Annotated in this window: 28 protein-coding genes; 11 read left to right on the top strand and 17 right to left on the bottom strand. The window is 49.6% G+C overall.

Going from position 1 to position 26,197, the window contains the following annotated elements; all coding sequences use genetic code 11:
* Nucleotides 1-7 precede the first annotated feature (7 nt).
* Both J4G78_RS02920 and J4G78_RS02915 read right to left on the bottom strand, forming a co-directional pair.
* The gene (locus J4G78_RS02920) at nt 8-601 is read right to left on the bottom strand and encodes a malonic semialdehyde reductase (RefSeq protein WP_207988381.1); all 594 of its coding nucleotides are present in this window, start codon (nt 599-601) and stop codon (nt 8-10) included.
* A 36-nt stretch (nt 602-637) separates the two neighbouring features.
* Nucleotides 638-1,210: a NifU family protein gene (locus J4G78_RS02915; RefSeq protein WP_207988380.1), complete on the bottom strand. Its 573-nt coding sequence runs from the start codon at nt 1,208-1,210 to the stop codon at nt 638-640.
* A gap of 151 nt (nt 1,211-1,361) precedes the next feature.
* Here J4G78_RS02915 and J4G78_RS02910 point away from each other — a divergent pair, with 151 nt between their 5' ends.
* On the top strand, nt 1,362-4,277 hold the full coding sequence (locus tag J4G78_RS02910) for a M16 family metallopeptidase (RefSeq protein WP_207988379.1): 2,916 nt from the start codon (nt 1,362-1,364) through the stop codon (nt 4,275-4,277).
* A 7-nt stretch (nt 4,278-4,284) separates the two neighbouring features.
* Here J4G78_RS02910 and J4G78_RS02905 read toward each other — a convergent pair whose 3' ends face one another.
* The 7 genes from J4G78_RS02905 to J4G78_RS02875 all read right to left on the bottom strand — a co-directional run bounded on the left by J4G78_RS02905 (nt 4,285) and on the right by J4G78_RS02875 (nt 10,666).
* A complete protein-coding gene (locus tag J4G78_RS02905) occupies nt 4,285-4,914 on the bottom strand; it encodes a peroxiredoxin family protein (RefSeq protein ID WP_207988378.1) in 630 nt (209 codons plus the stop codon).
* Nucleotides 4,915-4,979: 65 nt separating this feature from the next.
* The gene (locus J4G78_RS02900; RefSeq protein WP_207988377.1) at nt 4,980-5,381 is read right to left on the bottom strand and encodes a GFA family protein; all 402 of its coding nucleotides are present in this window, start codon (nt 5,379-5,381) and stop codon (nt 4,980-4,982) included.
* A gap of 33 nt (nt 5,382-5,414) precedes the next feature.
* Nucleotides 5,415-6,716 carry an ATP-dependent protease ATPase subunit HslU gene (hslU, locus tag J4G78_RS02895; protein ID WP_207988376.1) on the bottom strand — a complete coding sequence of 434 codons (1,302 nt, stop codon included), beginning with the start codon at nt 6,714-6,716 and terminating at the stop codon, nt 5,415-5,417.
* Nucleotides 6,717-6,773: 57 nt separating this feature from the next.
* Complete coding sequence (locus J4G78_RS02890; protein WP_375140349.1) at nt 6,774-7,907, bottom strand: FAD-dependent oxidoreductase; 1,134 nt, start codon at nt 7,905-7,907, stop codon at nt 6,774-6,776.
* A gap of 18 nt (nt 7,908-7,925) precedes the next feature.
* A complete protein-coding gene (gene hslV, locus J4G78_RS02885; protein WP_207988374.1) occupies nt 7,926-8,468 on the bottom strand; it encodes an ATP-dependent protease subunit HslV in 543 nt (180 codons plus the stop codon).
* Between the two features lie 162 nt (nt 8,469-8,630).
* Entirely contained in the window at nt 8,631-8,879 is a 249-nt protein-coding gene (locus tag J4G78_RS02880; RefSeq protein WP_207988373.1) for a hypothetical protein, read from the bottom strand.
* 500 nt (nt 8,880-9,379) lie between these two features.
* Complete coding sequence (locus J4G78_RS02875; RefSeq protein WP_207988372.1) at nt 9,380-10,666, bottom strand: MFS transporter; 1,287 nt, start codon at nt 10,664-10,666, stop codon at nt 9,380-9,382.
* A 174-nt stretch (nt 10,667-10,840) separates the two neighbouring features.
* Here J4G78_RS02875 and pgsA point away from each other — a divergent pair, with 174 nt between their 5' ends.
* Genes pgsA through J4G78_RS02860 form a run of 3 tightly spaced genes read left to right on the top strand, consistent with a single transcriptional unit; the run spans nt 10,841 to nt 12,108 of the window.
* Entirely contained in the window at nt 10,841-11,392 is a 552-nt protein-coding gene (gene pgsA / locus J4G78_RS02870; RefSeq protein WP_207990355.1) for a CDP-diacylglycerol--glycerol-3-phosphate 3-phosphatidyltransferase, read from the top strand.
* A 12-nt stretch (nt 11,393-11,404) separates the two neighbouring features.
* Nucleotides 11,405-11,668, top strand: coding sequence for a MoaD/ThiS family protein (locus tag J4G78_RS02865; protein ID WP_207988371.1), 264 nt, complete (start codon nt 11,405-11,407; stop codon nt 11,666-11,668).
* Complete coding sequence (locus tag J4G78_RS02860; protein WP_207988370.1) at nt 11,665-12,108, top strand: molybdenum cofactor biosynthesis protein MoaE; 444 nt, start codon at nt 11,665-11,667, stop codon at nt 12,106-12,108. Before J4G78_RS02865 ends, J4G78_RS02860 begins: the two co-directional genes overlap by 4 nt.
* Here the strand turns inward: J4G78_RS02860 and J4G78_RS02855 are convergent.
* Entirely contained in the window at nt 12,105-13,028 is a 924-nt protein-coding gene (locus tag J4G78_RS02855; RefSeq protein ID WP_207988369.1) for a hydrogen peroxide-inducible genes activator, read from the bottom strand. The two genes, J4G78_RS02860 and J4G78_RS02855, sit on opposite strands and share 4 nt — an antisense overlap.
* A gap of 152 nt (nt 13,029-13,180) precedes the next feature.
* Between J4G78_RS02855 and epsC the strand changes: the two genes are divergently transcribed.
* The 3 genes from epsC (at nt 13,181) to J4G78_RS02840 (ending at nt 15,730) form a co-directional block, all read left to right on the top strand.
* On the top strand, nt 13,181-13,885 hold the full coding sequence (epsC, locus tag J4G78_RS02850) for a serine O-acetyltransferase EpsC (RefSeq protein ID WP_207988368.1): 705 nt from the start codon (nt 13,181-13,183) through the stop codon (nt 13,883-13,885).
* Complete coding sequence (locus J4G78_RS02845) at nt 13,885-14,241, top strand: DUF2794 domain-containing protein (protein ID WP_207988367.1); 357 nt, start codon at nt 13,885-13,887, stop codon at nt 14,239-14,241. The genes epsC and J4G78_RS02845 overlap by 1 nt, the downstream gene beginning before the upstream one ends.
* Before the next feature lie 133 nt (nt 14,242-14,374).
* Nucleotides 14,375-15,730 (top strand): porin, encoded by a 1,356-nt coding sequence (locus J4G78_RS02840; RefSeq protein WP_207988366.1) that lies wholly within the window; start codon nt 14,375-14,377, stop codon nt 15,728-15,730.
* Nucleotides 15,731-15,798: 68 nt separating this feature from the next.
* Here J4G78_RS02840 and phoB read toward each other — a convergent pair whose 3' ends face one another.
* From phoB to J4G78_RS02805, 7 genes are all read right to left on the bottom strand, one after another.
* The gene (gene phoB / locus J4G78_RS02835; RefSeq protein WP_109357208.1) at nt 15,799-16,494 is read right to left on the bottom strand and encodes a phosphate regulon transcriptional regulator PhoB; all 696 of its coding nucleotides are present in this window, start codon (nt 16,492-16,494) and stop codon (nt 15,799-15,801) included.
* A 4-nt stretch (nt 16,495-16,498) separates the two neighbouring features.
* Complete coding sequence (gene phoU / locus J4G78_RS02830) at nt 16,499-17,224, bottom strand: phosphate signaling complex protein PhoU (protein ID WP_207988365.1); 726 nt, start codon at nt 17,222-17,224, stop codon at nt 16,499-16,501.
* A 29-nt stretch (nt 17,225-17,253) separates the two neighbouring features.
* Complete coding sequence (gene pstB / locus J4G78_RS02825) at nt 17,254-18,051, bottom strand: phosphate ABC transporter ATP-binding protein PstB (RefSeq protein ID WP_207990353.1); 798 nt, start codon at nt 18,049-18,051, stop codon at nt 17,254-17,256.
* 53 nt (nt 18,052-18,104) lie between these two features.
* The gene (pstA, locus tag J4G78_RS02820; RefSeq protein ID WP_207988364.1) at nt 18,105-19,373 is read right to left on the bottom strand and encodes a phosphate ABC transporter permease PstA; all 1,269 of its coding nucleotides are present in this window, start codon (nt 19,371-19,373) and stop codon (nt 18,105-18,107) included.
* On the bottom strand, nt 19,366-20,748 hold the full coding sequence (gene pstC, locus J4G78_RS02815; RefSeq protein ID WP_207988363.1) for a phosphate ABC transporter permease subunit PstC: 1,383 nt from the start codon (nt 20,746-20,748) through the stop codon (nt 19,366-19,368). The genes pstA and pstC overlap by 8 nt, the downstream gene beginning before the upstream one ends.
* A gap of 82 nt (nt 20,749-20,830) precedes the next feature.
* Nucleotides 20,831-21,874, bottom strand: coding sequence for a substrate-binding domain-containing protein (locus J4G78_RS02810; protein ID WP_207988362.1), 1,044 nt, complete (start codon nt 21,872-21,874; stop codon nt 20,831-20,833).
* A 194-nt stretch (nt 21,875-22,068) separates the two neighbouring features.
* Nucleotides 22,069-23,262 (bottom strand): sensor histidine kinase, encoded by a 1,194-nt coding sequence (locus J4G78_RS02805; protein WP_243457195.1) that lies wholly within the window; start codon nt 23,260-23,262, stop codon nt 22,069-22,071.
* A gap of 325 nt (nt 23,263-23,587) precedes the next feature.
* On the opposite strand from J4G78_RS02805, the gene J4G78_RS02800 reads away from it, so the two are divergent.
* The 4 genes from J4G78_RS02800 (at nt 23,588) to J4G78_RS02785 (ending at nt 26,197) form a co-directional block, all read left to right on the top strand.
* The gene (locus J4G78_RS02800; protein ID WP_375140359.1) at nt 23,588-23,926 is read left to right on the top strand and encodes a hypothetical protein; all 339 of its coding nucleotides are present in this window, start codon (nt 23,588-23,590) and stop codon (nt 23,924-23,926) included.
* A 101-nt stretch (nt 23,927-24,027) separates the two neighbouring features.
* The gene (locus tag J4G78_RS02795) at nt 24,028-24,306 is read left to right on the top strand and encodes an HPr-rel-A system PqqD family peptide chaperone (protein WP_207988360.1); all 279 of its coding nucleotides are present in this window, start codon (nt 24,028-24,030) and stop codon (nt 24,304-24,306) included.
* A 5-nt stretch (nt 24,307-24,311) separates the two neighbouring features.
* Complete coding sequence (locus J4G78_RS02790) at nt 24,312-25,181, top strand: HprK-related kinase A (protein WP_207988359.1); 870 nt, start codon at nt 24,312-24,314, stop codon at nt 25,179-25,181.
* Nucleotides 25,181-26,197 carry a nucleotidyltransferase domain-containing protein gene (locus J4G78_RS02785; protein ID WP_207990351.1) on the top strand — a complete coding sequence of 339 codons (1,017 nt, stop codon included), beginning with the start codon at nt 25,181-25,183 and terminating at the stop codon, nt 26,195-26,197. The genes J4G78_RS02790 and J4G78_RS02785 overlap by 1 nt, the downstream gene beginning before the upstream one ends.

The raw sequence follows: 26,197 nt of genomic DNA, 5'->3' as shown, positions 1-26,197 counted from the left end.
CTAACCGTCAGATAATCGTGTTAAATTTGTCGAAGTCAGGGCGTGGACTACGGTCAAAAATCGTCGAAGGATCACCATAGCCAAGCGTCGAGATGAAATTCGATTTCACATTTGGCTGGTCACCGAAGAAAGCATTGTCTGCCGCTGTATTGTCGAAGCCTGACATCGGGCCGGTATCCAGCCCTATAGCGCGGGCCGCGAGAATGAAATAAGCCCCTTGTAAAGAGCTATTTCGCATCGCGCCCTCAACCCGGCCTTCAGGATCCTCATCAAACCAGCTTTTTGCATCGGTATGCGGGAAGAGTTCCGGCAGATATTCGTGAAAATTTTGGTCCATACCAATGACGACAGCAGCGGGGGCTTTGACAATCTTGTCTTTATTTCCCTCACCAGCGCAGTCCGCAAGGCGTTGTTTTGCTTCTTGACTATGGCACCAGACCATCCGAGCCGGCAACATATTAGCACTGGTTGGTCCCATCTTCATCAGGTCCCATATCGCATGAAGCTGCTCCACAGTTACTGGTTTATCATGATATCCGTTATAAGTTCGTGCTTCACGAAAAAGCTGATCCAGTGCAGCATCATCAAGTGGCTGATTCATTCGGTCCCCGTATGTTTGTTTTGATTTATAGTTTGGTTATGCGGCTCTGACTTCTACAACTTCCGGCACATAATGTTTGAGCAAAGATTCGATGCCGTGTTTCAGTGTGGCGGTTGATGATGGACATCCTGCGCAAGCACCTTGCATCTTCAGAAATACGATACCGCGGTTGAACCCGCGATATACGATGTCGCCACCGTCATTTGCAACGGCAGGGCGAACCCGGGTTTCAATCAATTCCTTAATCTGTGCAATGATATCCGCATCTTCAGGATCATCATGCACTTCTTCTTCGGGCGGAATATGAATGTCTCCGGCAGATCCGGGCTTGAACAGTGGTAAGTCTGCAGAGAAATGGTCAAGCAAAATGCTCAGCACTTGCGGCTTGACATCCGTCCATTCTGATCCGGGACCGGCGGTAACCGACACGAAGTCCGATCCGAAAAAGACACCGGCTACATCGCCTAAGGTAAACAGAGCCTCTGCAAGAGGAGAGATTTCAGCATCTTCTGGTGAAGCAAAATCTCTTGTCCCGTCAGCCATAACGGTCTGGCCCATCAAGAATTTGAGCGTGGACGGGTTCGGAGTTTTTTCAGTTTCTATCAACATTTCTAATATGTGGGAGCATTTGCGCGGGCTATCAAGGTTAAACTTGGCTCCTTGCTATCAAAACATGCAGCCCTATCGATCAATTTTTTGCATGAATCTAACTGGCTTTATTCACTGGCCAGTAAGATAGGCCCTGCTTATAACCCGTAATATGAACATACACACCCGCGCATTTTGCCGCTTTTTCGCCCAATTTACTATTTTTGCCGCAATTGCGCTTCCATCGTCGGTTTTTGCGCAAGTGCAGGAAACTGAGGCGGAGATTAGCGCTGAAAAGCCTTGGCTTTACAAGGGTAGCGACGTTCCGATTGACAAGAGCTGGACCTTCGGGGTGCTTGATAACGGGCTGCGCTATGCGGTCAAAAATAATGGTGTCCCTCCAGGGCAAGTGTCCATTCGGGTTCGGATTGATGCCGGCTCTTTGATGGAACAAGACCACGAACAGGGGTTTGCGCATTTCATGGAGCATTTGTCGTTCCGTGGGTCTACATATGTACCCGATGGTGAAGCAAAGCGCGTTTGGCAGCGATTGGGTGCTACTTTTGGTAGTGACAGCAATGCCGAAACGACACCGACACAGACTGTTTACAAGCTTGATCTGCCAAATGCCAATCCCACCAGCCTGGATGAGAGTATCAAAATCATCTCGGGTATGGTTAGTGCACCAGGTCTTAACACCATAGCGGTCAATGCCGAACGCCCAGTTGTATTAGCGGAACTGCAGGAAAGGCAGGGGCCTCAGACCAAGGTTCAAGACGCGACGCGCGAGCTATTTTTTGCTGGTCAGCGTCTTGCGAGCAGAGCGCCCATTGGCACGCCCGAGTCACTGGCAGCGGCAACACCGCAAATGCTGCAATTGTTTCATCAGCGCTGGTATCGTCCGGAAAATACAGTGATCGTTATTGCTGGCGATGGGGAGCCAGCTGAATTTGAAGCGCTAATTAAAAAGCACTTTTCCGCATGGAAGGGCAAGGGAGAGGCTGGTGTTGCCCCCGATTTTGGTGATCCTGATAGCAACAGTGATATCAGTCGGCTTGTTATCGAGCCTACCCTACCGCGGTATATTTCGATGGTTGTTGCCCGTCCTTGGGAACAGGTTGATGATACTATTGCCTATAACCAACAACTGTTGATTGATTTGCTAGCCCTTCAAATGATTAATCGCAGGCTGGAAGCGCGGGCCAGGGCAGGGGGTAGCTATCTTCAGGCCAATGTAAATCAGGAAGATGTAAGCCGTTCGATCGATGGAACATTTGTTAACATTGTACCATTGAGCGAAGACTGGGCTGCGGCGCTTAAGGATGTAAGAGGAGTGATCGCCGACGCCACAACACAGGCGCCGTCTGAAGAGGATATTGCCAGAGAGATAGCGGAATTTGACGCTGCTCTTGCAATCGGTGCCGAGGGCTATGCGACGGAAGCGGCTCGCAAGCAGGCCGACGATATTGTTAATGCAGTAGATATTCGAGAAACCGTCGCAACGCCTCAGACAGCACTGGATGTCTTTCGGTCAATGCGCAATCTCTACACACCTCAGCGGTTATTGGAATCCACGCAGAAATTGTTCGATGGAACGGCGACCCGGGTGTTACTGACGTCGCCGACCGTGGTGGACGACGGGAAAACCAAACTTGCAGCGGCGTTGAATGAAGAAGTTAGCGCGGCGAGCAATGTACGAGTGAAGCAGGCCAATCTGGGCTTTGATGCGCTGCCTCGAATCGGCCGCGCTGGGAAAGTCAAATCATCGGAAAAAATTTCCCGATTTGATATTGAGAAACTCATTCTGTCCAATGGCGTTCGGGTTCTGCTCTTTCCCAACAAGGCGGAGCAAAACAAGATAATGGTCAATGCGCGTTTTGGCCGAGGATATAGTGGATTGGATCCTAGCGAAGAAAATCTAGCTTGGACTGGCGGAATGGCTTTGATGGCCAGCGGTATCGGCAAGTTAGGTCAGGAAGAGCTGGACAAAATCACGACTGGACGGCGGATCGGATTGGGGTTCGAAATTGATGATGACGCTTATGAAATCAAGGCTGATACGCGCGCGGCTGACCTAGAGGACCAACTTCATCTTATAGCTGCTAAGCTACACCGCCCGCGCTGGGACGAGGCTCCTGTCATTCGTGGACGTGCCGCATCATTAATCGGTTATGATAGCTTTGCTGCTTCGCCGCAGGCTGTATTGCAGCGAGATCTGGAGTGGTTGGTGCGAGGTAAGGATCTGCGTTGGAAAACCCCTGACAAAGACGATTTCAATGCCTTGACCCCCAAGGATTTTAAAAAATTCTGGAAACCGATTTTGGCAAGCGGCCCAATTGAGCTGATGCTATTTGGCGATTTTGATCGTGATGAAGCTGTAGAGGCCGTACTCAAGACCTTTGGCGCGCTAAAAAAGCGGAAACCTGACGACATGCCTGATGGTGTCAAATCACCGATGTTCCCGGAATCTAAGTCTGCGCCCGAAATATTGGTGCACAAGGGAGATCAGGAACGGGCGGCGGCGTTAATTGCATGGCCTACCGGCGGCGGACTGGAAAACATAAGAGAAAGCAGGCGGTTGGAGGTGTTGGTTTCCATTTTCAATGACCGGATGTTCGAGATCCTTCGGTCGCAAGAAGGGGCCAGCTATAGTCCGCAGGTAGTAAACAGCTGGCCGGTAGCTTTTCAGAGTGGCGGCTATATTAGCGCGTCGAGCCAATTGACCCCAAGTAATGTAGATCGATTTTACGGGGTCGCTGAGTTTATTGCCAAAGACCTGCGCGAAAAACCGGTCAGTCCGGATGAGTTAAAACGAATTGTCGAACCACTTCGGCAACTTATCGCGCGGGCAAGCAGCGGTAACAGCTTCTGGATGAGCCAGCTGGAAGGTGCAAGCTATAACCCCAAGAAGTTCACTGTCCTGAGAACATTGCTGAGCGATTATACCGTGATTACGCCCGAAGAAGTGCAGCAACTCGCGCAGAAATATCTGAAGGATTCGACGGAATGGAAGCTTTTGGTATTACCAGAGGGAAATGCGAAAGCCGCAGTCGCAAAAGACGCGGCTTCCACTGGGCGTTCGCGATGATTCAGATTTAAATGGCGTCTACTATAGCCAATAGTTGATCATTCGTAGGGCGCTTTTTAAAGTCACCCGATACCGATTTTGCGACAATCTTGCCGTCTTTGTCTATGACAATAATAGAAGCATAAGGAACGCCGACAGCTTTGCCTTCGGTATATTGCGGATCACGTAATTCGAAGGCGTCGATTGCCTTGGAACCCTCGTCAGACAACATGGTATATTCAAGCATCTGATTCTTGGAGAAACGGTCCTGGCTTTCGACGCTGTCATAGCTAACCCCATATAGGTTATAGCCACGCTGTTGTAGGTCACTGACGATCGCATCAATGCCCTTTAATTGCGTTTGACAGAACGGGCACCATTCGACGGATCGCGTGAAGACAAGAATAGCTGGTCCATCTTCCAAAACAGTTTCGAGCGTTTTTTCGCCGTCGCCGGTTTGAAACTTCGCGGCTAGTGGTGCTGTCGCTCCGATAGCTAAACCTGCGTCTATCGTCGGTACTTCAACAACTTCATCGACTGTTTCTGTTTCCGTGGACTCCGTGTTTTCTTCGCTGTTGGTTTGTGACGGCCCAGGCTCGGAGCAGGCCGAAAAGGCAAGGGCAGGGATTAAAGCAAATAGTGAGGCGATCCGTTTCAAAATAAACACTCCTGATAGTTAGTCTGAGTTATTCGCAAGCCGATGTCAAAAGGTTACAAATAAATCTATTCCTGTGGCGGAAAGCGATCAAAGCCCGGTATCTCATGGGCTGTTTTTTCCCAACCTATTTGTTCAGCAAGCTGGATATTCATTTCTGGAATATAGGCATCCGGCATATCGAGAGTAGCAGTTTGGATATCTACCATGCCTGGCAATATATTGGCGTTTTTATAAGCAATTCCTGTCCCGCAATTTGCACAGAAAAGACGCTGGGCACCGCCTTGACCTTCTACCGCTTTGAGTTCTCCATTGGTTATTGAGAATTCGTCCTGTCCGAGCATGATCCAGGCCACGGAAGCTGCGCCGCTGCTTTTCTGGCAATCACGGCAATGACAGATCGATTGGTTGACTGGTTCACCAGAAATTTCAAAACGCACTGACCCACAATAACATCCACCCTCAGCCATTTAGTCCTCCACCATGTTGATATACGGATGAATTTATAGCACATATTTTGACAAATCCGTATCCTTGGCAACATCGGATAGCTGTTTATCGACATAACCAGCGTCTACAACAATTGTATCTCCTTTGCGGTCTTCCGCATCAAAGCTGATATCTTCGAGCAGTTTTTCCATCACCGTTTGCAGTCGACGTGCTCCGATATTTTCAACGGTCTCGTTTACGTTCGCAGCAATCTGAGCCAGCTTTTCAATCGCATCTTTCGTGATATCTATAGTCACGTCTTCAGTGCCCAAAAGAGCGATATATTGTTTGGGTAAATTCGCTTTTGTTTCGGTCAAAATTCGGACGAAATCCTCTTCCGTCAAGGCACGTAGTTCTACGCGGATAGGCAGCCGCCCTTGCAGCTCAGGCAACATGTCGCTGGGTTTGGAGATTGAGAATGCACCGGATGCAATAAACAATATATGATCAGTCTTCATCGGACCATATTTGGTCGCAACCGTTGTACCTTCGATCAGTGGCAACAGATCACGTTGCACACCTTCACGGCTAACCGACCCTCCACGAACATCGCTAACCGCTATTTTGTCGATTTCGTCGAGGAAGACAATGCCGTTTGACTCTGCATCAGTGATCGCAGCCCGAGCAATATCGTCATCGTCCAGGCGCTTGTCGGATTCTTCTTCGATCAATTTATCCCAAGCGTCAGCAACCCGCATTTTTCGTCGTTTCATAGGGTTCTGACCGAATGCTTTGCCCATCATATCCGACAGATTGATCATCCCGACCTGGCCAGACATGCCTGGAATATCCATCGGTGCAGTTGGCGTATCTTCCACTTCAATTTCGATTTCGGTATCGTTCATATGATCATCGACAACTCTCTGACGAAAGCTTTCCCGTGTCGCTTCGCTGGCATTTTCCCCGCAAAGTACGTCGAGCAAACGCTTCATCGCCGCGTCTGTGGCTGATTCGCGTACCGCTGACCGACGTCGTTCGCGCTCTAAGCGCACAGCTTCTTCGGCAAGGTCGCGAGCAATCTGCTCCACATCGCGGCCGACATAGCCAACCTCGGTAAATTTCGTCGCTTCAATTTTGATAAACGGCGCATCGGCAAGTTTGGCAAGGCGGCGTGATATCTCGGTCTTGCCGCAACCAGTCGGCCCGATCATCAAAATATTCTTAGGCGTAACCTCTTCACGCAACTCGGCCGGGAGATTCTGCCTTCGCCAGCGATTGCGTAACGCGACAGCAACCGCACGTTTGGCGTCTTTTTGTCCTACAATATGTTCATCTAGCGCCTTGACAATGGCCTTTGGGGTAAGTTCGTTGTTCATATATATCCAGTGTGAGAATGTTATTGAGAAGCAGATTTGGGGGTTTATTGTTATTTATCAACCACAGCGCATAGCGTCGGCAATGGCGTTGTGGCCACGCACTAAATAGCGTGTCGTTTGAGAGCTCGGCGTCAGATCGGCATTGCCTGCGTCGCTCGTGCCTCCCAGAACAATTCCGTCAGATCGCGGAAACATATAGAGGCCATTCGATGTGGTATAGGCATAGTCGATTTCCGGTTGTGGTAATAGAATGGAAAGCTGACCGCGTAAGGGTATAAGTTCTTCGTCATCGAATAATTGTCCGGTACCCAAACCGGTGCAATTGAAGATCAGTGTCTCCCGCAATTCAGATATTTGCGCGCGGTTTGCAAAATGGCGGACTTTGATTTGTCCGTCAGCGATCAATATGTCGCGTTGCAGTTCTCGTAAGAACCGTGCGGGTTCGATGAACATGGCTTGCCAAACACCAACATGGGCTGAGGCGAATTGATTTTCTTCTGGGCTTAGCGTTCGCCGATCCGGCAACATGGATGCAATCATCCGACTGGTTCGCCCCATGTTGATTGGCGATGACGATAGCTCATAATTGGGCATCCAGCGTATTCCATATCGTTCGCCGACAAGCAGTTGATAGCGTTGATAGCTATATTCCGCAGCCGCGATAAATTGTTGCTGGAATTCAGGAGTAAGGGCAGAATGCCGAAATACGTTGCTGGGATACCATTGGCCGCCTGCGATATTAGAGGTTGTGAAGGGCGGTAATTTACTAGTGTAAATGGTCACAGCCTGGCCGGCTTCCTGCAGCAGTCGCGCGGTAGTGAGGCCCATAATGCCAGCACCAAGAACGGCGACTGGCCCCCGATGACCCGGCAAGCCCAAATCCACCGCTAACCGAGAACTGCCCCAGCTTAGGGTGATACCGCCGCCGCCATGGCCATAATTATGGACTATTTGTTGGTCGCCCAGTGCCTGTCGGCGCACGACGAACCCAGATCTGCGAAACGGACGCAGCCCTACTATTTCACGAATAACTCTGCCGGGGGCTGCTCTTACCGGAGAAAGGCATTTTTTTTGCGAAAGCAGTGCTGAGGGCTGGCCGGTGGTTGTGCATCCCGACAAAGCCGCAGCTCCGAGAAGTGATGCGCCGCTTGCGATTAACGATCTGCGGTTAAGAGGTGGAGCTGATATCACCGACTAAACAATAGAAACTTATCCATTGCTGTCCAGTATTTCGACCGTGACCTGGTCATTGGTATAAACACAGACTTCTGCGGCAATCGTCATGGCTTTGCGTGCCAGCTTTTCAGCGTCTTTTTCATAGTCAATCAGAGCTCGGGCAGCAGCAAGTGCAAAATTCCCGCCCGATCCGATCGCCGCGATACCTTGGGTGGGTTCCAGCACATCGCCATTTCCGGTGAGGATTAGTGTGACGTCTTTATCGGCCACGATCATCATAGCTTCAAGATTACGTAAATATTTGTCCGTTCGCCAATCCTTTGCCAGTTCCACGGCCGCGCGCATCAGTTGGCCGTTATGGCGTTCCAGTTTTGCTTCCAAACGCTCGAATAAGGTAAAAGCATCCGCGGTAGCACCTGCAAAACCGCCGATTACCGAACCATCGTGCAATTGCCGAACCTTGCGCGCGTTGGGTTTCATAACCGTCTGGCCCATAGAAACTTGACCATCGCCAGCGACGATGACTTTGCCATTTTTACGGACGGAGAGGATGGTGGTGCCATGCCATTGCTGCATGCCATGTTGCTGATTTTTTGTCATAAAACGGATATGGGAAATCTGACGATCAAGTGCAACCGGTGTGTTCAGTTTCGTATGGGAACCAGTTTCTTTTTTAGTGAGCGAGCAAAAAAATGGCGGCCAAAAGGCCGCCATTTTAAATCAGTTTAGCGCCTATATTCAGGGGCTTGTTGGATCATCGTCGCTTCCGTCAGCCGCGATGACAATGCCACCGATTACTGCAGCAGCAGCGAGAACAGCAATGATAATGCCCGATCCGCCTGCAAGGTTCTCTTCTTTGTCTGCAGATGCATCAGCACGAACAGGTTGAGAAACTTTTGAAACTGGCTGAGCAGCCTGTGCGAACACAGGTGTAGCAACCAAAGCTGAGGCTGCAACTGCAGCCATACCAATTTTACCGAAACGCATAATTTGCTCCTTCAGGGTTTTCGCATTTCATTCAATACGATGAGCGCATTGCCATAACAATTGTTTGAAATCAACAGCATTTGAGGTTTTTGGTACCGATTGTCGCCCATTGTTGCAAAGATCACACAATCGCATTTTTTAGTCCATTTTGGATTGGAATTCAGTACTGGGGAACGCCTGAATAACTGTGCCATCCTATGACACCGAAGTTCAACGCCGATTTTGGCATAGATTTAATAGCTAATAATTTGTTAACAATAGTGCATGAAAAAAATGCTGACCAGAGACCTCGTGCTACACAATGAAAGTGCTAAACATCCATTTAGGCTCTCTTTGCCTTTGGAAACCCTTACGGTAGCGCAGGATGAAGGTGTCGTTGTTGAGGCTACGACCCCACCCGCAAAATGGTTCAATGAGGATGTAAGTCTATTCATGCTCAGCTTTTCGGCGTTTTTCACAGCATTTTATATGTTTATATTCTGAATTGTATCGCCAGCTGTCTAGTCACAGGCAAGATGTAATTGTTGGCCCAACCATGCCGCGACGATGCACATACCTGCGACAAGCAGCAATTGCTCAGTCGTAGACACGCCGAGCATGCTTAAACCCAATGCGGCTAAAGCGCCCAGCACCATACATCCCGAATTGACCACGTTATTGGCCGCTATGGTTCGCGCTGTTTCGCTAATATCGACGGTCGTAGTCAAAAAAGCGTAAAGCGGCACAACAAACATGCCGCCAAAAACCGAAACACCGGCTAATGTCCCCAATAACGCCCATGCGCCATCATGCATCATAAATGTCTGGAAAGTATAAAGTTCACCATCGGGTAATCCTTCCCAACCGCGCGCAATAAAGAACAGTACTAGCACGAAGCTACCCATAGCTATAACGCTATATGGTGCATAGCGAGCAGACACTTGGCTTTTCAGCAAGCGGTTTATCAAGATGGATCCAACCGCGATGCCAATGGAAAAGACGCCAAGGAAGAGGCTGGCGACAGCGGGAGTTGCCGTGAGTACATTTTCAACTAATGGGGGAAACTGAATGATCAACACCGAGCCAATGGTCCAAAAAAAGCTGATTGCTACAATAGCGAGATATAACCGTCTTATGTGAAGCGTTGCCGAAATTAATTTGATTGATGAGCGGATGAAATTAAAGTCAATTTTCTCAACCTCTTTTTGAGGCGGCGCGCTTGGAAGAAACTGCGCACCAACGCGTCCAATCAACGCCACAAAAAACACCGAAATAACGGCCAGTTCGACGCCATTGCCATCTCTATCGATGATGATCCCGCCTAGTATCGTTCCCGCCAATATTGCGATATAAGTTCCAGCTTCAACCAATCCAGTTCCGGCTAGAACTTCATCTTTTTCAAGATGCTGTGGCAAGATGGCATATTTTATTGGTCCAAAAAATGTCGATTGCAAACCAAGAAGAAACAACGCAGTCAACATGATCGGGATGGATTGTATCCAAAGGCCGATGCCGCCAATAATCGCTATTGCGATCTCCAATGTCTTCACTAGTCTTGTTATTCGCGCCTTATCATAGTTGTCGGCCAATTGTCCTGCCAGTGAGGAAAAAAGAAAAAACGGCAGGATAAATATCCCAGACGCGAGCGCATTGAATTGAAAATCCTGCGCCGGGTCTTTGTAAATCCCGTAGGTGACCAAGATTACCATCGAGAATTTGAATAAGTTGTCGTTGAAAGCGCCAAGCAATTGCGTGATAAAAAGTGGCCAAAAACGTCGTTTGGCCAATAGACGGAGAGCTGATGACATGCTGGGGATTTCCTGTTGTTGAACATTGTCAGACAGGGGACGAATTTAATCGATACCCTAGCGATGTTAATCAATTGCGCAAGGCGCTGAATGTTCGATAATTTCATCACTAGTGCCAGGATAACGAGGATAGGATTTAACTTTTTGCGAAATCCCGTTATGGCTGCGGACAATATGTTGAATCTTCCAAATATTTTGACGCTTTCGCGGATTTTCACAGTGCCTTTCTTGGTGGCTTTGCTATGGTGGCCGGGTTGGAAATTAGGGTATCTGTTGGCCACAGTACTTTATGCTTTGATGGCGATCACCGACTATTTTGATGGTTATCTTGCACGGTCCCAAGGAACGGTTTCAAAACTGGGTATATTCCTGGACCCGATTGCTGACAAGATTATGGTGGCATCGGTTGTTCTTATTCTTTGCGCCAGTGGCGACATTGAAGGTTATAATGTTGTTGCAGCACTCATTATTTTGCTACGGGAAATAGCGGTATCCGGCCTGCGTGAATTTTTAGCCGGGATTCAGGTCAGTGTACCTGTTTCTCAACTTGCTAAATGGAAAACAACATTTCAGCTAATTTCACTTGGCGCGTTGATTCTGGCAGGCGGTTTGCCGCAATTTGAGTTTATTCAGACTGTCGGTATCTGGACGCTCTGGGCTGCTGCGATATTGACGCTTATAACCGGTTGGGATTATCTTCGCGTCGGCCTCAAGCATATGGACTAGGTAATCACTAATATGTCGCATGAGCTTAACCTTGTATATTTTTCTTGGGTCAAAGAACGGATTGGTCGCGAGCAAGAATCGTTGAATTGTCCGGAAGATGTTGAGACTGTCGGCCAGCTTCTTGAGTATCTTCAAGGCAAAGATACAGCCTATCAGTTTGTTTTTGCTGATGTTACAAAGCTTCGTTTTGCGCTAGATCACGATTTTGTCGGGCCGGATGCTTCGATTGGCAGAGCAAAGGAACTGGCAGTATTCCCGCCGGTGACAGGCGGATGATTTCCATAACAGTCCAAGAAAGCGATTTTGATTCTGGTTTGGAAATCAAACGATTGGCAACGCGAGGCGGTGGCGCAATGTCCAGTTTTATCGGACAGGTGAGAGGCGATGGGAAATTGGTTGTGCTGGAACTGGAGCATTATCCAGCAATGACAGAAAAAGCGCTGCGTAAAATTGCTGTTCAAGCGTCAAATCAATGGAATTTGCATGGTATCACGATCGTCCATCGCGTGGGGCGATTGAAAGTAGGAGAGCAAATTGTTTTGGTTTGTACCTGTTCTGATCATAGGCAAGCCGCGATTGAAGCTTGCTCTTACATTATGGACCAATTGAAAACAGTCGCACCCTTCTGGAAAAAAGAAATATTACAAAATGGCACTGAAAATTGGGTCGAAGAACGGCAATCTGATTTAGAGGCTGCAAAAAGCTGGCGGGACTAAGTTGCCCCCTCATTTACCCAGCTTTGGCTCTGCCGCATAATCTCAGCCAGGAGCTCAAATTCATCCCTTCGCGGACTGTTTTTGCGCCAAACCAGGGCAATATCCCGGAACGCGCGGTCGGACTTGATCGCACGTGCGATAATATCGGTGTGCGCGAGAATGCCGCTATCAATCGCCATTTTGGGCAATAATGTAAGGCCAAGCGCATTGTCTACCATCTGGACCAGTGTGTGCAGTGAGGTACCCATCATGCGGGCAGACGCTCTCAATTCGGGGCGGTTGCAGGCCGCGAGCGCATGATCTTTCAAACAGTGTCCGTCTTCGAGTAGTAACAAGCGGTTTTCATCAATCAGGGCAGGATCCACCAATTCAGGAGGATCTCGCGGATCGTCTTTTGGAAAGGCGATAAAAATCTCATCATTGAATAATATTTCTGATTCTATATCGCCGCAAGGAAAGGGAAGGGCGAGCAAAACGCAATCTACTTTTCCATGACTTAACGAATCACATGCGGCCTGGCTGGTTTCTTCTTTCAAATAAAGCTTAAGGTCCGGTCGTTCCTTGCGCAGGCGAGGCAATAAACGAGGCAACAGGAATGGAGCAATTGTTGGAATGACACTCATACGAACATCGCCAACCAGCGGTTGACCAGCAGAGCGTGCCATATCCGAGAGCTCCTCGGCTTCGCGCAGAATACGGTGTGATTTTTCAACCATTTGTTTGCCAAGTTCCGTAAAACGTACGACGCGGCGCGTGCGTTCCACCAACATGACGTCGAGCAATGTCTCCAATTCCTTGATTCCAGCGGACAAGGTTGATTGGGTCACGTAACAAGCTTCTGCAGCCCGCCCGAAGTGGCCATTCTCCTCAAGAGCGACCAGATATTGGAGCTGTTTGAGCGTCGGGAGATAGTTTGACATCATTTAGTCCTTCGATGAACATGCGTTCGGTAATTTAATATGGTGATGAATGCGAGTGCAAAAAGGCCGGTTTTAAATGAGTTGCAAGAAAGGACTGGAAATATGGTGCGCCGAACCTTAGTTTGGAGCTCTTAAAATCGCCGGAGAAAAATATGTTTCGGGACTTAGGTGAATATCTGGACTCTATAAAGGCACGTGACCCTGCACCGCGTTCGCGTTGGGAAGTCTTACTCTATCCTGGCGTTTTAGCTGTGGGATTGCACCGAGTGGCTCATTGGTTATTCAAGGGGGAACTATATTTTTTCGCTCGGCTTGTGAATCATTTTTCTCGTCTTTTCACGGCTATTGATATCCATCCCGGTGCAAAGATCGGCCGCCATCTATTTATTGATCATGGCTTCTCAGTTATCGGCGAGACTGCTGAAATTGGCGATGATGTAACGATTTATCAATGCGTGACGCTGGGCGGAACCAATCCCGCAAACGGCGTCGGTGGAAAGCGACATCCAACCATTGAGGATGATGCTATTTTGGGTTCTGGTGCGCAGATACTGGGACCGATTATTGTCGGGAAAAGATCTCGTATCGGTGCCAATGCAGTCGTGACGCAGGATGTTCCAGAGGGAGCAACGATGGTCGGCGTTCGTGCGCGCCCCACGCTGGTTCAAGTGGAGCAGTATCAGGAAGAATTTACTCCCTATGGTACTCCTTGCAGCGAGGTTTTTGATCCTTCGACGCAGAAGTTGGAAATCTTGCAATGTGAAATGGAGCAATTACAAAAGCGCATCGCGGCCTATGCAGACGGCCGTGAAAAGGCCGACGATGACGCATCCGAGAGCAAACGAGATAGCGCCTGATGCGCTCTGGAAATTCTAACATCTCATCTTTTCCCAATAGGAACGCGTCACCCGTTCAAGTAGGCTTTGAACGAAAAGAAATGGAACGCATTCTAAACCTATATGGTCGGATGGTTGCTGCTGGTCACTGGCGCGACTATGCAATGGATATGGGTAAGGATGCTGCGATTTTTGCGGCATTTCGCCGTACATCGGAAAGACCGCAAATGCGGATTGAAAAGCGTCCGGCGGATCGTAACAAGCAAGGCATGTGGACGCTGCATGGAGAGCATGGACAGATATTGAAACGCGGTCATGATCTTGCTGGGGTGCTCGCCCCTATGGAGCGCCGTCTCGTGAAACTAGTCGCAGACTAACGCGCTTCCATCCAATATATTTCCTGAATGTGGTTTCGTAAAAAAACTGCAATAAAAATGACGTTTTTTCGAAACGTATTGATCATAGAGCCGTCATCAATCTTTTTAGACTTTGGCGCGGGACTCTATGAATATGACACTTAAATCCACTCTTGCAACTGGCGCAGCCATTCTGGCGTTTTTACCGAGCCAGGCCTTTGCAGCACAAATTTCCGAAGAACAGGCCGCAGCACTGTTGGAAAGGCTTAATCAGCTTGAGCAGGAAGTGGTCAGTCTGCGCGCGCAGCTTGGAAACGTCGAAACCGTGCAACAGCAGCAAGGCGAGCAAGTTGCCGCTGTTGAGAAGGTCACTCAGAAAAAAGAGCAAACAAGCATCAAATTTAAAGGTGCACCGGAAATTAAAACCGATGATGGCTGGAGCTTCAAACCGCGCGGTCGTATTCTTTACGACTTCAACAATCTTTCATCGGTACCATCCACTATCAGTATCCCGGGAGAAGGCTTTTCCAATGAAGCACGCCGCGTGAGACTTGGTGTACAGGGTAAAATTCCTGGCGGCTTTGGGTATAAACTGGAGGCGGATCTCTTGGATGGTGTTGAACTAACCGACGCCTATCTCGACTACAAAAGCGGCGGCCTGACTATTACTATCGGACAGCATAATAATTTCCAGTCGTTAGAAGAAATATCCAGTAGCAACGACACCAGCTTTATCGAACGCTCTGCTTTCACGGATGCTTTCGGTTTCCAACGTAAAGTTGGCGTTTCAGCGGCCTATAAGACAGGTGATATACTGTTACAAGGCGGTGTGTTCACTGACAATATTGACGACTTGAGTGACGGCAATGATAGCATCAACCTTGATGGGCGGATCGTTTATGCGCCGAAACTGGGGGATGCTCAGCTTCATCTTGGCGGATCAGTGCACTGGACTGATCTTGGCGATAGCATCGACTCTGTACGCTATCGTCAGCGGCCTCTGATCCACAGCGTCGACACGCGCTTTATTAACACTGGAAATATTACCGCTGAAGAACAACTAACCTATGGTCTCGAAGCGGCGGTAATTTCTGGCCGTTTTCATGCTGCTGCCGAAACCCATTGGGCTAAAGTCAGTCGCCCTGGGTTGGCGAACCCGACTTTTTTTGGTGGTTCTGTGGAGGCGGGCCTGTTTCTTACCGACGACACACGGGAATATAGAGGCGGTGTATTTAAAGGCGTGAAGGTAAATAACCCTGTTGGTTCCGGCGGTTCCGGCGCTTGGCAGGTCAATGTGCGTTATGACCGGCTTGATCTGACAGACGCCGGTATCATTGGTGGTACGCAAGACGGATATATGGCGTCATTGATTTGGACGCCGGTGGATTATGTTCGCTTTCTGGTGAACTATGGGCATCTTTCTTATGGCAATGCGCTTGGTATCGTGACCGGAGCACCCGAAGACTATTCGGTCGATGTTATCGGAGCCCGTGCGCAAATTTCATTCTAAAATATAGCCGTCAAGAAAACAGAAAGCTCGATTTAACCGACCATTTTTCTAGCCAAAAAAGAGGTCGTTCAGGCAGCTTCCGTGTCCAGGGCATAGCCTGCAGATCGAACGGTTCGGATAATATCTGGGCGCTGGTTCGCATTAAGAGCTTTGCGCAGCCGGCGGATATGGACGTCCACCGTCCGCAGCTCGATATCGCTGTCCTGACCCCAGACGCTGTCGAGCAGTCGCTCGCGGGAGAAAACCCAATTGGGGTGCTCCAGAAAATGGCGCAGCAACCGGAATTCAGTCGGCCCCAGTGGTATGGTATCCCCGTCCCGCTTCACTTTGTGGCCGACGGTGTCCATTTCCAGATCTCCAAAAGCCAGCTTTTCACCAGCCAGGGCAGGGCGTACCCGGCGCAATACGGCTTTTACGCGCGCGATCAACTCGCGCGGGCTGAATGGTTTGGTGATATAATCGTCTGCTCCTGTTTCCAGACCTCGGATCTTATCTTCCTCCTCGCCTCGTGCCGTGAGCATGATGATCGGGATATTAGCTGTTTCAGGTGACCGGCGCAGGCGGCGGCATACTTCTATGCCCGACAGGTTTTCTATCATCCAATCCAGCAGAATAACATCAGGACGGTTCTCTTTGACCAATAGCAGAGCTTCTTCGCCGTCCGCCGTATGAATGACGTCATATTCTTCTTTTTTAAAGTTCCATGACAAAAGCTCGGCTAGTGCTGCATCATCTTCTACCAGTAAAAGTCTTGCATTGGACATATTGCTATCTTCCGTTAGTAGGCTCGTCTATGAAATCAGTAGGATTTTCGCCGCGATCGCGTTCCGGCATTGGTTCGCCCTTGGCGGCAAAATAGACCATTTCAGCGACATTCGTGGCATGATCGCCAATACGTTCAAGGTTCTTGGCGATGAAGAGCAGATGGGCTGCTTCCCCAATATCTTTGGGGTTTTCGATCATATAGGTGATGACAGACCGGAAAATACTGGTGTAGAAATCATCTACAATCTGGTCCCGTTCACTGACCTCCAAAGCGAGATCCGCATCACGTCGGGCAAAGGCTTCCAGAGAGTCGCGAACAAGTTGCGAAGCCACATTTGACATAGATGGCAATAAAGAAGCCGGTCCCAATCTATGTGTGCTGGCGATAACCGGTACCCGTTTCGCAATATTCTTAGCATAGTCGCCAATGCGCTCTACAACACCCGATATCTTGAATGTGGCAATAAGCTCGCGCAAATCGTCTGCCATTGGAGCACGCAAAGCAATGGTCTGGAAAGTGAGATCATCGATGCGTTTTTCGAGGTCATCGATCAGCTTATCTTCGGCAACCACTTCAGCAGCCAGTTTTAGATCATGCTTTTCCAAGGCGCGCATTGCTTTCGCAATTGCTTGTTCGCTGCGACCACCGATTTCGGCAACCATTCCGCGTAACTCATTAATGTCAGTGTCAAAGGCTTTGACGGTATGCTCTGTGCCGGTATTTGCCATCTTTCGGGTTCCTTCCCTTTTCGATCCGCTTAACCGTAGCGTCCGGTAATATAATCCCGCGTTTTTTCCTCGGTAGGATTGGTGAATATGTCGGACGTTACGCCATATTCGACCAATGTGCCCAAGTGGAAAAAGGCGGTACGTTGCGACACACGGGCAGCTTGCTGCATATTGTGTGTGACGATAACGATAGCATATTTGCCGCGAAGCTCGTGAATCAACTCTTCAATCTTTGCTGTCGCAATAGGATCAAGCGCCGAACAGGGCTCATCCATCAAGATCACTTCCGGATCTACTGCAATGGCGCGGGCAATGCACAATCGTTGTTGCTGACCGCCAGATAAAGCGGTTCCGCTATCCTGTAGCCTATCTTGCACTTCACCCCATAAACCTGCTCTTTGGAGCGACGTTTCCACAATATTATCGAGCTCGTCTTTGCTATTCGCAAGCCCATGAATGCGAGGGCCATACGCGATATTGTCGTAGATTGACTTTGGAAAAGGATTTGGTTTTTGAAAAACCATGCCCACACGAGCGCGTAGCTGTACCACGTCCATTTTTGGCGCATAGATATCTTCGCCTTCCAAGGTGATCTCACCTGTCACTTTTGCGATCGGTATCGTGTCATTCATGCGGTTGAGGCAACGTAGAAAGGTCGATTTTCCGCAACCAGAAGGACCAATAAACGCTGTGACATTATCCATCGTAACATCAATAGAAACGCCGTTAATGGCTTGCTTCTCGCCATAGAAAACATCCACGTTGCGGGTGGTCATTTTCAATGGGCCATCACCGGCAGAAATGGCAGGAGCTGTGGTTTCTGTCATGGTCGGACTTTCACTGGAACTGGTGCTGTCTATTAATTCGGTCATATCATCATCTACCAGCGGGTTTCAAAACGATTGCGCAAATATATTGCAAGGGCGTTCATTGTCAGAAGGAACAAGAGTAGCACGATAATTGCCGCAGACGTTTTTTCCACAAATCCGCGATTGACCTCATCGGACCATAGGAAAATTTGCACTGGCAGAACCGTAGCAGGCTCGACAATACCGCTCGGCGGGGTTGCAATAAAGGCGCGCATGCCGATCATCAGCAGAGGTGCAGTTTCGCCGAGGGCACGGGCCATACCAATAATGGTTCCGGTAAGGATACCGGGTAGTGCAAGCGGCAGCACGTGATGGAATACAACCTGCATCTGGCTCGCACCTATACCGAATGCGGCCTCGCGAATAGAGGGGGGGACAGCTTTCACAGCGTTGCGTCCCGAAATAACGATCACAGGCATTGTCATTAAGGCCAGCGTCAGGCCGCCAACCAAGGCGGCAGATCGCGGCAGGCCGAAGAGGTTGAGAAACACAGCCAAGCCAAGCAAACCGAAGATGATGGACGGAACTGCGGCAAGATTGTTGATCGACACTTCAATCAAATCTGTGAAGCGATTCTTAGGCGCGTATTCTTCGAGATAGAGCGCAGAAAGCACACCAATCGGAAAGGCGATCATCAATGTTATGAACATCGTTATCAGCGAGCCCTTCAAGGCTCCCCATATCCCGACTTGCATCGGATCGGTTGCGTCGGAATTGCTCAGGAAATTCCAATTAAACCCTGTACTGAATTGATCTTTTAGTTCTGTGATTTTCTGTTCTGCGGAGGCGCTGCCACTGCCCTTGTAAGCCACATCGATCTCTGATTCTACAGGCAGATAGAGTGTAGTTTCCGTCTCTATGATGTCGGGATTGTCCAAAATTGCAGCACTGACTGCTTGCCAGCCGCCGGCTGAAAACAGCTCGCCGCCTAGTTCTCCATATTGAATTTCTATGCTGGTGTTGACTATATCCTGCACACCCAATGTTCGAAGGTTAGCCTCAGCATTTGTACCTTCAAACTGGCTCGCCGAAGCGCCGCCTGTCATGGCTGGAAAATCTATTGCAACCGGAAGTTCGGTTTGAGTAAATCCCCGCAATCCATTGCCAACCATAACCACGAGCAAGAACGCCAAAAAACTGGCTGACAATATAATCGCACCTAGACCTAAAGCCTTGAAGCGACGTTCGGCAGCATAGCGCTTGCGGATGCGTTTCTGCATCTGGTCGCTTTGCCAATCCGTCGGATTGCGCTCATCAATAAAGGTGGCGGCGCTATTCATAAGCTTCCCGATATTTCTTGACGACTCTCAGGGCGATGAGATTGAGCAACAAGGTTACGATAAATAGCACCAGACCCAATGCAAATGCCGCAAGGGTTTTGGGACTATCAAATTCCTGATCGCCGGTCAGCAGTTGGACAATTTGGGTGGTTACGGTCGTAACGCTGGAAAACGGATTGGCTGTCATATTCGCTGCCAGGCCTGCGGCCATTACAACGATCATGGTTTCTCCTATAGCGCGGCTAACAGCCAGCAGCACGCCACCAACTACACCCGGTAGCGCCGCGGGGATCAAAACCTTTTTTATGGTTTCGCTTTTGGTAGCGCCCATAGCGAGCGACCCATCACGCATAGCGCTCGGAACTGCGGCAATACTGTCATCAGCCATCGAGGACACGAATGGGATAATCATGATGCCCATAACGACGCCTGCCGCCAAAGCCGATTCCGACGAAGCACCGGAAATACCGATTGAAACGGCAAAGTCCCGCAAGGCAGGAGCAACAGTTAGTGCTGCAAAATATCCATAGACAACCGTTGGAACGCCAGCCAGGACTTCCAGAATCGGCTTCATCCAAGCGCGGAAGTTGAGCGGAGCATATTGTGTAAGATAAATTGCGCTCATCAGACCTAGGGGGATAGCGACAATCATCGCAATGATTGCGCCGATAAATACCGTGCCCCAAAATAATGGAATGGCACCAAATCCGGTTTCTCCACGTGGGCCAGCTACGGCCTTTGGATTCCATTCCGTTCCAAACAAAAAGTCTATCGGGGACACCATCGAAAAGAAGCGAGCGGATTCGAAGATGAGCGATGCGAATATGCCTATGGTGGTGATAGTTGCGATCAGCGATGCCAAAAGCAATGCCATCATAGTGATGCGTTCGATCTTGGTCCGTGCTCGCAGCTCTGGCTTTAATCTCAGCCAGGAATAAGCACCGCCTGCAAATACCAGTAACAGCGCAGCAATTGCTCCTAGTGTTTGATAATAGGATATTGCCGTCTTGTAGGGTTCTACCATAGTCTGGGAGAGCGGATTAAACGCTTTGACCTGTTGGTCCGATGCAATTGAACGGGCCTCCGCTAGTATTGAGCCACGTGCAAATGGGTCTTGCGGCAATTGTTCAGCGGCCGGGCTAGCAAGTGCGGCATCGGTAACCAAAGCTGGGCTCGCGATGTTCCAGATCATAAGAAACAACAGGGCAGGGCCGACGGCCCACAGCGCGACGTACCAGCCATGATAATTCGGGAGTGAATGTACCGCTCCCCTTGCAGCGCTACCTGTAACAAAGCGCCTCGCCTTAACGCGGCCAAAAAACCACGATATGCCTCCGAGGATAATGATCAGCAGGAAAAGAATAGAGCCTGTCACGATAAAATAACTGATCCTCGATTGGGGATAGATATGACAGCATGCGGGCTGTTTGAATAACAGCCCGCATGCCTATGGAAATTTATTTCAGTTCAGTACCCGTCAAGACTGGTAGATTCTTAACAGTCTCAGTCATTTGCGTACGAACATCATCAGGCGAAGCAATGAGGCCGGCTTTCACAAGATAGCCGTCCGCTCCGCCTGCATTTACGAATTCCGTCAGATATTCTTGAAGACCAGGAATAACGCCAACATGCTGTTTTTTGGCATAGATGTAGAGTGGACGTGCACCTGGATATTCGCCTGATGCTATGGCATCATATTCAGGCTGGACATCGGAAACAGAAACGCCGCGGACGGAGTCTGTATTTTCTTCAAGGAAGCTATAGCCGAAAATGCCGAGGCTGTTTGGATTGGCTTTCAGTTTCTGAACGATCAGGTTATCGTTCTCACCTGCATCAATATAGGCACCATCGGCTCGAACATCATGACAAATGGCGTCATATTCGTCCTCATCGGTTTCTTTTAGCGCTTTTGTGGCAGCGTCAGTCTTGCAGCCTACTTCCATGATTAGCTCTGTAAGAGCGTCGCGCGTTCCCGAGGTTGATGGGGGACCATAGACGCTGATCGCGATATCAGGCAGTGAAGAGTCAATGTCTGACCAGTTTTTGGTTTCGTTCTTTTTACCAAACGGCCGTTCTGCAATTGCTTCGTAAATTTGAGTAGGCGTCAGTTTGATGGCCGGGCCTTCGTTGGCTTGCGCAACAGCGATACCATCAATGCCGACCTGAATTTCGACTACATCCGTAACGCCATTTTCTTTACACATTTCAAATTCGGTGCCCTTCATCCTTCTTGAGGCATTAACAATATCAGGAGTGTTGGCACCAACACCTGCACAGAACAGCTTCATTCCGCCGCCCGTACCGGTTGACTCTAAAATGGGGGATGTATTCGCACCACTGGCGCTAAATTGTTCGGCGACGGCTTTGGCAAATGGGAAGACAGTTGATGAACCAACGATCCGAACTTCACTACGTGTGCCGCCTTGTCCGCCAGAAGCCTGATCCTGACATGCTGCCAAGGCGAGAGTGGATACCGCCAAAAGAGCGATTTTCTTAAACATTATGCTGTCCCCGTTTTCTATGGAGTGTTAAAATATCGGCCAAGAATCGATCATGATTTTCGACTGGTTGAGCGCGGTTTAAAAGTCGCCAGTGTCCTAATGATTACATATTTATGACAAATATGTTACAGGCGGTGCATTGGCATTATCGCCCTGCGGTTTGATAACCGGTAGGAATATCGCGACGGTAGTACCTACGTTCTCCTCGCTTGTGACTTCCATCCGGCCCCATGACGTTCCGTGATGTGTTTGACTATCGCAAGTCCTAGTCCGGTTCCACCGATGGATTTACTGCGCCCTTTGTCAACGCGATAAAAGCGTTCGGTTAGTCGCGGTATATGTTCTGCTGCGATACCGTCACCTTGATCGGTAACGGTTAATCGGAGCATGGATCCGCTTCTATTGGGCTCAACCATCACCGATACAGGACTACCTCGCCGCCCGTATTTATAAGCGTTGCTGACGAGATTATGGAGTAATTGGGACAGCTGGGCATAGTCTCCTTGGATCATTGGCAAATTATCTGGCAGCGAAACAAAAAAATTATCGTCTTTCTTGTTACGCCCATTAAGAAATACCGCTTTTGTCTCAGCCACCAGTTTAGCAAGATCAACTGGCTCGGTAGGGAGTTGGTATTTTTCCGCCTCGATGCGAGATAATGACATGAGGTCTTCGACCAAACGCTGCATACGGTCCGCTTCTTGATACATGATCTGCAGAAATCGTGCGCGAGTATCTTCATCTTTACCAGCTTCGGGGTTTTCCAGCGTTTCGATAAAACCCTTTATGGCAGCCAGAGGGGTCCTTAGTTCATGGCTTGCATTGGCAACAAAATCGGTTCGCATCCGTTCAGCGGCATAGCGGCTGCTTTGATCGGATAGCTGAACCAGCTTCAATCCGTCGTCGAGCGCATGAATACGTAACTCCCAACGCTGATTAGCACTACCGACCCCGACGAGTAAAATCGGCTCCCCGCTATGTTCGGCGTTGGGATTGGCAAGTCTGTCGGCCGCCGCCGGGTGGCGAATGGCAACCCGCACATCCTCTCCGATAATATGATTACCGAGAAAGTTTTTCGCTGCTGGATTGGCTGCGGCCACCTTGGCATTCCGAATAAGCAGAATCGGGTCTGTTATCGGGTCAATGACGTCTTGATAAGCTTCGGCTCGTCCTTGATATAAGATCCGTTTCTTTTGTCGCTCCAAGGCACTGAAATCCGGCGTCGGCGGAGCATGGTCTTCCAACGCGATAGTTGCCAATGCCACGATACCAAAAGCAGACATAATGACAATTTTCATCATTGCTGCTGAGGTTTGTGCGGCCAGAACTGATCCTCCAATGATAAGAAGGATCGCAAAAATCAGGCGAAATGGAGAAATTGTGTTCATATTTGCCGTTGCAATAAAATTTGTGGGTTATGTTTAGGCGGGTTTTCGCAAAAACAGCAATGGCTATATCAAAATAGTGGCGAACCGTCTTGGTTTTGAATTTTTTTCATAAGCTTTATTAAGCATTTCCGCCAATTTGTCCCGTTTAAGGACGGCGACTTACGGGGTCGAGTGTTTACTCGCATTTAATCGTTTTACTCTCTAAAGGCGAAATTCAGAGGAAATTTTTTACGCCATGACGGACAGCTCGAACCAGAATGACAGACCATCAGAATCTACAGGTAATTCTGGGAATTCTGCTATTGTAACGCGTCGCCGTGCGTTGATGATGGGCGCTGTAACAGCTTCGGCGGTTGTCAGTATAAAGCCGGCTTTGGCGCAAGCCGCAGGTTCCGTGTTGCACTGCGAAATTCCGGTGCCAGGTAATCATGCTGCAGGCGGTTATATTGGTCCTGACGGTAAAATTGTTTCTCCTGATACACCAGGGTCATTTCCGCCAGCGGGTCGCAATTTTACTGGTGAAGAAGTGAAGCGCGCGATGAATGGACGATCTTTGCCGGGAACATCCTATGATCAGTCCAAAGCCTATGTGAACTATATCCGGCGCCTGCAGTCCGGGCAAAGCGGCTTTACCTGCTACGCATCTCTGCAAATGCCGCGATAGTTTTGCGCTGATTTTTGGCTTCAACGCCAATGCTTATTAACATATTCATGCTAATAGCTTTTTCGAATGATTTACCGTGGTCAGGAATAGTGTAACCGCCCATGAGCCAGCTTTATCGCGCCACAGCCTCTGAAGGGCTTATCCAGCATCCGCTGGACAGTATGACGCTAATTTTTCAGAAGTCATCGGGGATTACGCATATGGTGGCCGATCCTATACCCGCAATATTAGAGGTTATGGCTGAGGAGGCTCTAACCGCCGACGATATCGCACAGAGGCTCTCGTTAAGCTATGATTTGGAAGATAGCACCCATGTAGCCGATATCGTAATGGCAAGGCTGGCCGAATTGCACTTGCTCGGTCTGGTGGAACAGGTTTAGGGCCATTGGCAGGTCTTCATCATCTTTACCTGACAGTGGGACCGGCGCGATTTCGGGTAGCGTCCACTTGGCGGCAACCTCTGGATCAATTGGCGGCGTTGTATAAAGATTATCCGGCATCGTCAGATGGTTATGCGGATTTTACGGTTCGATTGGAACCGGAAAAGCCGTGGCGGCGGTATATCCGGCCATCAGTGAATATTTCAGGTGACTATTGGCTCCCGGATGCAGCACCGTTGCCATTGAGCCAGAGCCTCTTGGCAGCTGAAATGGGTATGAATCTACAAATGGCACTGGGCTGGCGGCGGCACCTTTTGTTGCATGCCAGTAGCGTGGAAAAAGACGGCAAGGCTTTGTTAATGACGGGCTTGTCGGGTTCCGGAAAATCCACGCTGTCTGCAATGCTTGCCGAAAAAGGCTGGCGTTTCATGGGAGACGAATTTGCCTTGCTCAATCCAGACACTGATATGGCGCACAGCTTTCCCCGCCTGATCAGCCTAAAAAACGAAGCGATTGCAGCGATGCAGTCGATAGTATCCGAGGGTCGTTTCGGTCCCTTGATGAGGGGTACGCCGAAAGGTGACATTCGTCATATTGTCCCGCCGTTGGAGGCCGTACGAAAAATGGCGGACACGGCGAAGCCTGCTTTGCTGCTGTTTCCGCGCTTCGGTTATGATCCTGCATTGCGAGATATGGGTAAGAGCGAGATTTTTGTCCGCTTGACACAAGCTTCGACCAATTATGTGGCTCTGGGCGAGTCTGGTTTTCGGGCGCTGACCAAATTTGTCGATACGGTTCCGACCAAAGCGATGGACTATCAATCTGGCGAGCAGGCCGAAGAACTGATCGACAGCTTGTGGAGCCAGCTACCATGATGCGCAATGCTCAACCTCTGGTCGATGCGTTGCGTAAGCCTGAGACAGTCCTTTCGCTCGACAGGAGAGGCTGGACTGAGCTTATTAGTATCGCCCGGGCAGAGTCGCTAATCGGCAGCTTGGCTCATCGTCTGACGAATATCGAAGTGCCAGAGCAGGTCAAACCGGTTCTGAAAGATGCGATTCAAACCACTGACTTAGCGCGATTACAGGCTCTTTGGGAGGCGGACAGTGCACAACGAGCCCTTGTGCCACTAAACTGCAAGACGGTGCTGATGAAAGGCACAGCCTATGTCGCCGCGGATCTTGATGCCGGTATCGGGCGGAGCATTGGTGACCTTGACATAATGGTTGCGCGCGATCAGTTACCCGCTGCCGAAGAAGCATTGTTGGACGCAGGTTGGGAATGGGTGAAGCCTGACGCCTATGACGATCAATATTATCGCGATCACATGCACGAACTGCCCCCGCTAATCCACCGCGAGCGCGACCGGATGATTGACGTTCACCATACGACCTTACCGCTGACCGCAGGACCGACACCCAATGCGCAGGCGATGCTGGATGCTTCGGTAAGGCTGGACTCTGGCCTTTATGTGATGGCCCCTGCTGATATGCTGCTCCATTCGGTCGCCCATCTGTTCGCTGATGGCGATCTGGCGGGAGGGCTACGAAATCTGTGGGATATTGACCGGCTGGTCCGGCGATTTTCCGAATCGGGTGAGGAATTCTGGGCGGAATTAGGCACCCGCGCAAAATTGCATCAACTGGTGCCGCATTTGGCGCGCGCTCTGCGATTGGCGGTCCGGTTATATGGAACGCCTGTCTATAAATATCGCGCGGGCCAGACGAAGTTTACCGATTATCTCTATATTCGACGTCTGTTGGCGAGAGACGGGTGGGGGCGTGAAACCCGAAAGTTCACACGGCAAGCCTTCTATATCCGGTCCCACTGGCTGAGAATGCCACCGCTTATGTTAATGCAGCATTTGTGGACGAAGTGGCGTAAGGCTTAG

This window comes from Parasphingorhabdus cellanae (assembly GCF_017498565.1).
GTDB classification, from domain to species: domain Bacteria; phylum Pseudomonadota; class Alphaproteobacteria; order Sphingomonadales; family Sphingomonadaceae; genus Parasphingorhabdus; species Parasphingorhabdus cellanae.
This window is presented reverse-complemented; position numbering and strand designations above follow the sequence as displayed.

What these genes read in the sequence shown, in the direction of transcription:
- J4G78_RS02920 (WP_207988381.1), bottom strand. Translation starts at nt 601, where the DNA reads ATGAATCAGCCACTTGATGATGCTGCACTGGATCAGCTTTTTCGTGAA.
- J4G78_RS02915 (WP_207988380.1), bottom strand. Translation starts at nt 1,210, where the DNA reads ATGTTGATAGAAACTGAAAAAACTCCGAACCCGTCCACGCTCAAATTC.
- J4G78_RS02910 (WP_207988379.1), top strand. Translation starts at nt 1,362, where the DNA reads ATGAACATACACACCCGCGCATTTTGCCGCTTTTTCGCCCAATTTACT.
- J4G78_RS02900 (WP_207988377.1), bottom strand. Translation starts at nt 5,381, where the DNA reads ATGGCTGAGGGTGGATGTTATTGTGGGTCAGTGCGTTTTGAAATTTCT.
- hslU (WP_207988376.1), bottom strand. Translation starts at nt 6,716, where the DNA reads ATGAACAACGAACTTACCCCAAAGGCCATTGTCAAGGCGCTAGATGAA.
- hslV (WP_207988374.1), bottom strand. Translation starts at nt 8,468, where the DNA reads ATGCAGCAATGGCATGGCACCACCATCCTCTCCGTCCGTAAAAATGGC.
- J4G78_RS02880 (WP_207988373.1), bottom strand. Translation starts at nt 8,879, where the DNA reads ATGCGTTTCGGTAAAATTGGTATGGCTGCAGTTGCAGCCTCAGCTTTG.
- J4G78_RS02875 (WP_207988372.1), bottom strand. Translation starts at nt 10,666, where the DNA reads ATGTCATCAGCTCTCCGTCTATTGGCCAAACGACGTTTTTGGCCACTT.
- pgsA (WP_207990355.1), top strand. Translation starts at nt 10,841, where the DNA reads ATGTTGAATCTTCCAAATATTTTGACGCTTTCGCGGATTTTCACAGTG.
- J4G78_RS02865 (WP_207988371.1), top strand. Translation starts at nt 11,405, where the DNA reads ATGTCGCATGAGCTTAACCTTGTATATTTTTCTTGGGTCAAAGAACGG.
- J4G78_RS02860 (WP_207988370.1), top strand. Translation starts at nt 11,665, where the DNA reads ATGATTTCCATAACAGTCCAAGAAAGCGATTTTGATTCTGGTTTGGAA.
- J4G78_RS02855 (WP_207988369.1), bottom strand. Translation starts at nt 13,028, where the DNA reads ATGTCAAACTATCTCCCGACGCTCAAACAGCTCCAATATCTGGTCGCT.
- epsC (WP_207988368.1), top strand. Translation starts at nt 13,181, where the DNA reads ATGTTTCGGGACTTAGGTGAATATCTGGACTCTATAAAGGCACGTGAC.
- J4G78_RS02845 (WP_207988367.1), top strand. Translation starts at nt 13,885, where the DNA reads ATGCGCTCTGGAAATTCTAACATCTCATCTTTTCCCAATAGGAACGCG.
- J4G78_RS02840 (WP_207988366.1), top strand. Translation starts at nt 14,375, where the DNA reads ATGACACTTAAATCCACTCTTGCAACTGGCGCAGCCATTCTGGCGTTT.
- phoB (WP_109357208.1), bottom strand. Translation starts at nt 16,494, where the DNA reads ATGTCCAATGCAAGACTTTTACTGGTAGAAGATGATGCAGCACTAGCC.
- phoU (WP_207988365.1), bottom strand. Translation starts at nt 17,224, where the DNA reads ATGGCAAATACCGGCACAGAGCATACCGTCAAAGCCTTTGACACTGAC.
- pstB (WP_207990353.1), bottom strand. Translation starts at nt 18,051, where the DNA reads ATGACAGAAACCACAGCTCCTGCCATTTCTGCCGGTGATGGCCCATTG.
- pstA (WP_207988364.1), bottom strand. Translation starts at nt 19,373, where the DNA reads ATGAATAGCGCCGCCACCTTTATTGATGAGCGCAATCCGACGGATTGG.
- J4G78_RS02810 (WP_207988362.1), bottom strand. Translation starts at nt 21,874, where the DNA reads ATGTTTAAGAAAATCGCTCTTTTGGCGGTATCCACTCTCGCCTTGGCA.
- J4G78_RS02805 (WP_243457195.1), bottom strand. Translation starts at nt 23,262, where the DNA reads ATGAACACAATTTCTCCATTTCGCCTGATTTTTGCGATCCTTCTTATC.
- J4G78_RS02800 (WP_375140359.1), top strand. Translation starts at nt 23,588, where the DNA reads ATGATGGGCGCTGTAACAGCTTCGGCGGTTGTCAGTATAAAGCCGGCT.
- J4G78_RS02795 (WP_207988360.1), top strand. Translation starts at nt 24,028, where the DNA reads ATGAGCCAGCTTTATCGCGCCACAGCCTCTGAAGGGCTTATCCAGCAT.
- J4G78_RS02785 (WP_207990351.1), top strand. Translation starts at nt 25,181, where the DNA reads ATGCGCAATGCTCAACCTCTGGTCGATGCGTTGCGTAAGCCTGAGACA.